The organism is Stenotrophomonas sp. P5_A8 (assembly GCF_056400545.1).
On record NZ_JBFULB010000220.1, the window covers coordinates 1 to 6692 of the forward strand.

General features: G+C 67.0%; 7 protein-coding genes, 1 tRNA gene, 1 other RNA gene and 1 pseudogene. 4 read left to right on the forward strand and 6 right to left on the reverse strand.

All coding sequences use genetic code 11. The features are described 5' to 3' along the window. The coding region (dnaX, locus tag AC1DQP_RS14485) for a DNA polymerase III subunit gamma/tau (protein ID WP_478051863.1) at positions 1–1231 on the reverse strand (1231 nt) is incomplete at its 3' end. Between the two features lie 136 nt (positions 1232–1367). On the opposite strand from dnaX, the gene AC1DQP_RS14490 reads away from it, so the two are divergent. Next, positions 1368–1460 (forward strand) — tRNA-Ser (locus tag AC1DQP_RS14490). Positions 1461–1698: 238 nt separating this feature from the next. Then, positions 1699–2118: pseudogene (locus AC1DQP_RS14495) on the forward strand (GNAT family N-acetyltransferase); the annotation flags it as partial. An 83-nt stretch (positions 2119–2201) separates the two neighbouring features. On the opposite strand, the gene AC1DQP_RS14500 reads toward AC1DQP_RS14495, so the two are convergent. Then, positions 2202–2519 (reverse strand): DMT family transporter, encoded by a 318-nt coding sequence (locus AC1DQP_RS14500; RefSeq protein ID WP_256775656.1) that lies wholly within the window; start codon positions 2517–2519, stop codon positions 2202–2204. Between the two features lie 276 nt (positions 2520–2795). Here AC1DQP_RS14500 and ffs point away from each other — a divergent pair. After that, an RNA gene (gene ffs, locus AC1DQP_RS14505) (signal recognition particle sRNA small type) lies at positions 2796–2892 on the forward strand. Positions 2893–2936: 44 nt separating this feature from the next. On the opposite strand, the gene AC1DQP_RS14510 is transcribed toward ffs, so the two are convergent. The 3 genes from AC1DQP_RS14510 to AC1DQP_RS14520 are packed head-to-tail and all read right to left on the reverse strand — an operon-like array spanning position 2937 to position 4839. Continuing rightward, positions 2937–3320 carry a nuclear transport factor 2 family protein gene (locus tag AC1DQP_RS14510; protein ID WP_457318079.1) on the reverse strand — a complete coding sequence of 128 codons (384 nt, stop codon included), beginning with the start codon at positions 3318–3320 and terminating at the stop codon, positions 2937–2939. Between the two features lie 2 nt (positions 3321–3322). Further along, positions 3323–4090: an MBL fold metallo-hydrolase gene (locus AC1DQP_RS14515; RefSeq protein WP_478051864.1), complete on the reverse strand. Its 768-nt coding sequence runs from the start codon at positions 4088–4090 to the stop codon at positions 3323–3325. After that, positions 4090–4839, reverse strand: coding sequence for a 3-deoxy-D-manno-octulosonic acid kinase (locus tag AC1DQP_RS14520; protein WP_457318080.1), 750 nt, complete (start codon positions 4837–4839; stop codon positions 4090–4092). The genes AC1DQP_RS14515 and AC1DQP_RS14520 overlap by 1 nt, the downstream gene beginning before the upstream one ends. 21 nt (positions 4840–4860) lie before the next feature. On the opposite strand from AC1DQP_RS14520, the gene AC1DQP_RS14525 reads away from it, so the two are divergent. Next, the gene (locus tag AC1DQP_RS14525; RefSeq protein WP_457318081.1) at positions 4861–5910 is read left to right on the forward strand and encodes a glycosyltransferase family 9 protein; all 1050 of its coding nucleotides are present in this window, start codon (positions 4861–4863) and stop codon (positions 5908–5910) included. Positions 5911–6008: 98 nt separating this feature from the next. On the opposite strand, the gene AC1DQP_RS14530 is transcribed toward AC1DQP_RS14525, so the two are convergent. Next, positions 6009–6416, reverse strand: a complete 408-nt coding sequence (locus AC1DQP_RS14530; protein WP_478051865.1) for a DUF6165 family protein — start codon at positions 6414–6416, stop codon at positions 6009–6011. Positions 6417–6692 lie beyond the last annotated feature (276 nt).

Here is a 6692-nt window from a genome sequence, read left to right on the forward strand (position 1 = left end):
GTGCCACAACGGCCGCGGGCGCGGCGGCGGCGACGACGGTGGCGGTTACGGCCGCGGGTGCAGCCGCCATTCCACTGCCCTGGGCCGCGCTGCCGGAGCCACTGTTCACCTCGGTGCCGGTCCCCGGATCACGCGGTACCGGCGGCACCGCCGCGGCCGGACGGAACGCCAGCATGCGCAGCACGGCCATTTCAAAGCCGGCGCGCGGGCTCGGCGCCAGATACAGGTCGCGACGGCCGCCCAGTGCCATCTGGTACCAGAGCTGCACCACTTCCGGGCGCAGGCGCTGGGCGAAAGCGGCGGCATCGATGCCTTCGCCGTCGGCCTGGGCACCCGGCACCAGCTGCTGCACCTGGATGCGGTGCAGGGCCTCGGCGAGCGCTTCGAGCACGCCACTCCAGTCCGGCGAGAACTCGGCCAGCGCGGCCACCACCTGCAACAGGCGTACGCCGTCACCGTCGGCCAGGGCCTCCAGCATGGCGGCCACCTGGGTGCGGTCGACCGTGCCCAGCATGGTGCGCACCACGTCCTCGCGCAGCGCCCCGCCGGCATAGGCGATGGCCTGGTCGAGCAGCGACAGGCCATCACGCAGGCTGCCGTCGGCGGCCTTGGCCAGCTGCACGATCGCCGTCGGGTCGGATTCGATCTCCTCGGCGGCCAGGATCCGGGTCATCTGGCCCTGGATCTGGTCCTCGTCCAACCGCTTCAGGTTGAACTGCAGGCAGCGCGACAGCACCGTCACCGGCAGCTTCTGCGGGTCGGTGGTGGCCAGCAGGAACTTCACATGCTCCGGCGGCTCTTCCAGCGTCTTCAGCAGCGCATTGAAGGCCGCCTTGGACAGCATGTGCACTTCGTCGATCAGGTAGACCTTGTACTTGCCGCGCGAGGGCATGTACTGGGCGTTCTCGATCACTTCGCGGACGTCGTCCACGCCGGTATTGGACGCGGCATCGATCTCGAGCAGGTCGATGTAACGACCCGAATCGATGTCCAAGCAGGCCGGGCACTGGCCGCACGGGTCGGCGCTGGTGCCCTGCTCGCAGTTCAGCGACTTGGCGAAAATACGCGCGATGGTGGTCTTACCGACCCCGCGGGTACCGGTAAACAGGAACGCATGGTGCACCCGGCCGCTGTCCAGCGCATTGCTGAGCGCACGGACCACGTGTTCCTGGCCCACCAGCTCGGCAAAACGCTTCGGACGCCACTTGCGGGCAAGGACGAGATAGGACATCAGGCCACCGTCTTCATCGGGACGTCCATTGTGCCACGCCTGTCCAGCCCCCCTGCCCTCCGTCTCGTGCCGCTTGTGCGATTGCAATTCCCCCGCTAGAATCTGCGCCCCTGCAGCGGGTTATCGCAGCAGGTCCGGAGAGGTGTCCGAGCGGTTGAAGGAGCACGCCTGGAAAGTGTGTAAGCGTCTAAACCGCGCTTCGGGGGTTCGAATCCCCCTCTCTCCGCCAGGTTCAGGAAGAAGCCGTCCTTCGGGGCGGCTTCTTCGTTTTCCGGCCGGCCTTGTCGCCACGGTCCGCCCCTGCGACCGTCCTTCATCCCAGCCAATGGGGAGCCTCGATCGTACGGCCTGAGTGCGCCCTACCCCGATGCTCTTTACGGACGCACAGCGCGCGCGGCTGGGTATCGCCCGGCGGGGATCACCGCCCATGGCACAGTAGCCTCCCCTACTCGCCCGCTGATGATTCCGTGTCCACCCTTCGCCTCTTCGCCACTCCCGATGCAAGCGCCTGTCTGGAGATATTCGACAGCAACGTGCCGTACTACTTCGGCGCCCACGAACGCAGGGACTTCTCCAACTACCTGCTGCAACGCGAGCGCGCGCAGGATTACCTCGTGGTGGAGCGTGCCGGCCGGATTGCTGCCTGCGGCGGGCTGATGCGGACCGATGAGGACACGGCTGCATTCTGCTGGGGCATGGTCGACAGCAGCCTGCACCGCCAGGGCCTGGGCAACATCCTGGCGCTGGCGCGCGTAGCGCAGGCACGTGCCCTCGGCGTGCGTCGCCTGACCCTGAGCACCAGCCAGCACACCCGGGGTTTCTACGCTGCACAGGGCTTCATCGTGACCGCGATCGTGCCCGATGGCCACGGTCCCGGCCTGGATGCGGTGCACATGGAACGCCCGTTAGGCCGCGCTGAGCGGCGCCACCACACACGCGTCAGCCACGCATGGTGTGGCTCTACCCGGGGTCAACTGCTCGACAGCTTCATCAGCACCAATCCGCTCACGATCAGCACCGCCGCGGCAATCCGCATTGCGCTGACGGTTTCGCCGAGGAAGGTGATGCCGATGACGAACGCGCCGACCGCGCCGATGCCGGTCCAGATCGTGTATGCCGTGCCCAGCGGCAACGTGCGCATCGCCAGTGACAACAGCCAGAAGCTGGCAATCATGGTGACCAGGGTGATGATCGACGGGGTGAGCTTGCTGAAGCCGTCGGACTGCTTCATCGCGAACGCCCAGACGATTTCCAGTACACCGGCTGCCAACAGATAGATCCAGGCCATACGGCCCTCCTTGATGGGGGCCAGGTCGTCCTGGACGTTGTTCCCGATGCGGGGGAGGTCGTTCCTCCTGTACCGGCCATTTTAGCGCCACGCCACGCCAATGGACGCCGGGCCGTGCTGTTGGCTACAGGCGATTCAGGCGAGTATCTGGCACTGCGTGCCGCGCATGCGCTAGAATGCGCGACTGCACTACGGGGGCACGCTCCTGCAGTACAGCTTCCCACGCCGAGCACCGATCCCTGATCGCCCCGCGTGCGGAACGTCTCTATGGTGGCCCCGTCGGCCCCTCGCGACGCTAGGTCGAAAATCCCGCCAGGGCCGGAAGGCAGCAACGGTATCGATCGACGCGGGCGCCGAGGCAAGCCGGCGGGGCCGCCACCTTTTCCGGCCCCGGTTTTCCTGTCGCGACGCTGCCGCTCAAGGCGCCGTTGGCGTGCCCTGGTGGAATACCACACGCCAGGCATCCTCGCGCAGACGCCAAAGCGAACTACGCAGCACCTCGCGCTGGCGCACGCCGTCGATCACATACCAGCTGCGATACCGCACCTGCGCCACGGTCGGGGCGAGCAGGCTCACGGCGTAGTCGTCAGACTCGATCTCCACTGCGGTCCGTTCGGCCGGGATGTCGACCAGCGCCGCGGCGCGCCCGTAACAAGTGCCTGAGCTGCCGATTTCACTGAAGTCCGCATCAAGCAGCGCCGCCAGGCGCGCCACATCGCTGCGGACGACCGGGTCATGCAGGGCGCGCTCGAGCGCTTCGAGATGGGCGGCAAGTGCGGCGGCGTTGGACGCGCGCGGCATGCTCAAGGCGGATCCTGGGCCAGCACGTGCATCGCCGTCGGCGTAGCCAGCGCCACGCATTCGCCCGGCAGCGCGACGCGATGCCCGCGCTGGCGCAACGCCTGTCCGTCGGCATGGCTGGCGTAGTGGTACAGCATCATTCGCGACTGCAACTCACGGCTGTACTCGCGCTCCAGATCATCCACCCCGGTATGCGAGGGATTGCCATGCAGGCCACAGTCGTGGGCGATCAGTTCGTTGTCGTCGGCATAGCGGGCCAGCATCTCCGGAATCGGGCGGGTATCGCCGCTCCAGGTGATCGCGCCCTTCAGGCGCAGGCCGTAGGCGGTTTCCGGCCAATGGTGACGCACCGGGAACACCTCCAGCCGCACACCGTCGTGCCAGAACGCATCGCCGACCACGATCAACTGGAAGGCGTCCCAGAAATTGGCGCCGCCCTCGGCCAGCACGTTCGGATAATCGGCCACCCGTTTATGCAGCAGCGGCACTACCGTGGCCGGCACATACAGGCGGATGCGACCGCGCCGTTGCGGCGAGAAAAAGGCATCGACGAACAACCGCTCGAAACCGGCCACATGGTCCAGGTGCACGTGGGTGACGAACAGCGCCTGCGGGACATGCCCGTACTGCGCCTGGAACGCGGTCAGACCCTCGCCACCGCAGTCGATGGTCAGMCACGGCCGGCCCTCGCGTTCGATCACCGCCATCGGCGAGCCGAGCTCGACGGCCGACGCATTGCCGACCCCCATGAAACGCAGCGCCCAGGACATCAGTACCCCCGGTTCCAGGCCAGGTCGTAGGCACGGCGCAGCCGTGCGTAATCTTTTTCCACATCGTCCTGGCTGCGCTCGCCGCGCAGCTTGATCAGCGAACGCAGCAGGCGCTTGAGGTTCTTTTCGCGCCAACGGGTGGCGGGAATACGCTGCACGCAACGGTCGAAATCGATCAGCCAGCCATGGCCGTTGGCATCGAACAGGATGTTGTGCGCGTTGAGGTCGGCATGGTCCAGGCCGGCGCGATGGAACCGCGCGATCAGCCGGCCGGTTTCCTCCCACGGTGCGCCCCGTCCGGCCACCAGCGCGCGGTCGGCAAGTGAGCGCACCCCTTCCAGCCGCTCCATCAGGATCGCGGCCCGGTAGCGCATGCCATCGCGCATGTAGAACGCGGCGATCGGCTGCGGCACCGGCAGTTTCAACGCGCGCAGTGCGCGCATCAGGCGGAATTCGGCGAAGCTGCGGGTGCGGTTGGCGCCGCGCCACAGGTACTGATCGCGGCTCAGCTTGGCCGCCATGCCGCCGCGCAGGTACAGCCGCAGCACGCATTGGCCGAAGGGCGCATCGACGAACCACGCACCGCCCCGGCCGCCGTCCCCGACCGGCCGCGCCCGCTCGGCCCAGTGGGCTGGCGAGAACAGACCGATCTCGGCTTGCCGCAGCCGTTCCCGGTCGAACAGAATGGAACCCATGCCGCGTCCATCACGGCAAGGCGTCAGCGCTTCAGTGGCGTCGAATGCGACCATTACTTCGAGTCTAACAACACCATGGCATCAGCGTCCTCTTCCTTGTGTCTTTTGCGTTTGTCCGCACTGGGCGACGTCACCCACGTGGTGCCGCTGGTGCGGACCCTGCAGAAGGCCAGGCCAGGCACGCCACTGCACTGGATCATCGACAAGGCCGGTCACAAACTGCTCGACGGCCTGCCCGGCGTGGTGTTCCACCCCTACGACAAGAAGACCGGGCTGGCCGGGATGCGCGCGCTGCGCGCGACGTTCCCGCCGGGGCGTTTCGAGGCGCTGCTGCAGATGCAGGTGGCCTTCCGCGCCAACGTGCTCTCCGCCTTCGTACCCGCCAGGCGCAGGATCGGCTACGACAAGGCGCGCTCGAAGGACCTTCACGGACTTTTCATCAACGAACGCATCCCCGACCGCCCCGGCATCCATGTGCTCGATGCGATCGGCAGTTTCGGCGAGCCGCTCGGCATTGCCCAGACCGAAGTCAGCTGGGACCTGGCCGTGCCGCCGGCGGCAGTCGACTGGGCGCAGGCGCAATGGGAGGACGATGGCCGCCCGGTGCTGATGATCTCGCCCTGCTCCAGCCATGTGCGCCGCAACTGGTATGCCGACCGCTACGCCGCCGTGGCCAACCATGCCAGCGCGCGCGGCTGGCAGGTGGTGCTGTGCGGTGGGCGCAGCGCGCTGGAGCGCGAGATGACCGACGCCATCCTGGCCCAGCTGCACACTCCCGCGCTGGACCTGGTCGGCAAGGACACACTCAAGCAGCTGCCAGCCCTGCTGGCCCGCGCCGCGCTGGTGATGACGCCCGACTCGGGCCCGATGCACATCGCCAACGCCATGGGCACCAAGGTGCTGGGCCTGCATGCGGCCAGCAATCCGGCGCGCAGTGGCCCGTATTCGGACCGCCGTTACTGCGTGGACCGCTATGACGATGCCGCGCGCAGGTTCCTCGGCAAGCCGGCCAGCGAACTGAAATGGGGCACCAAGGTCGAGTTCGACGATGTGATGCAGCTGATCACCGTTGAAGACGGCATCGCCGCGTTCGAGCGGTATGTCGCCGATCATCGCCCGGCCTGATCGGCGCAATTGACGCTGCGCGGTCAAGCGGGGCCGGACATTGCGGGGTTGCCGGCCGGCGGCCGGCATTACCACCTGCGCATCGCAGGCCGACGGAGTTACGCGCCCCTGGGTGCGTAATCCTTGTACGACTTCTCTTCGACGTAGCCCGAGCCCAGCGCCAGGTTGATCGCCTTCTTGATCCGGGCACGCTCGTCGTTCTGCAGGTACACGCTGCGGGCCAGCGCGACGAAGTTCTCGTCGAAGGCCTGCGCCTTGTCCTGCAGGCGGATGTTGTCCTCGATGTCCCACAGCCGCTCGTTGACCGCCTTCAGGTCGGCACGCAGAYGCGCGATGTCCTTCACCGCCGCCGGGTGCGCCATCCAGGTCTTGTCCAGCGCGCTCAGCTCGGCATGGATGTTGGCCAGTTTGGCGGCATCGTCGATGCGCTCGGACTTGATCTGCAGGATCGAGATCTTGTCCAGCAGCTCGCCAAAGGAAACAGGAACCAGAATTTCAGCGGTCATGGGGGAGATCCGTTACATGAGACGGGCAGTTTAGCGGACCCGGCGTAGAACACAGGTGGGCTGCCTGACGCACTGTTCCCGCGTTTCTCATCCTGCCGTCAGGTGGCGCACTCCCCACTGGTGGCACAAGCCCCTCTGTTGAGGGGCTGCCCCGACAGGGGCGGGGAGAGGCAGGCAAAGGGACCGGGCCCAAACGCTGCGAAGCGGCGTTTGGGGCGACGGCGCAACGCGCCGTCGCATCCCGCGCCAGATCAAAAGAAAAGGGCTGCCCACCGG

Coding starts and splice junctions, on each gene's coding strand:
- AC1DQP_RS14500 (WP_256775656.1), bottom strand. CDS start 2,519: ATGGCCTGGATCTATCTGTTGGCAGCCGGTGTACTGGAAATCGTCTGG.
- AC1DQP_RS14510 (WP_457318079.1), bottom strand. CDS start 3,320: ATGCCGCGCGCGTCCAACGCCGCCGCACTTGCCGCCCATCTCGAAGCG.
- AC1DQP_RS14520 (WP_457318080.1), bottom strand. CDS start 4,839: ATGGTCGCATTCGACGCCACTGAAGCGCTGACGCCTTGCCGTGATGGA.
- AC1DQP_RS14525 (WP_457318081.1), top strand. CDS start 4,861: ATGGCATCAGCGTCCTCTTCCTTGTGTCTTTTGCGTTTGTCCGCACTG.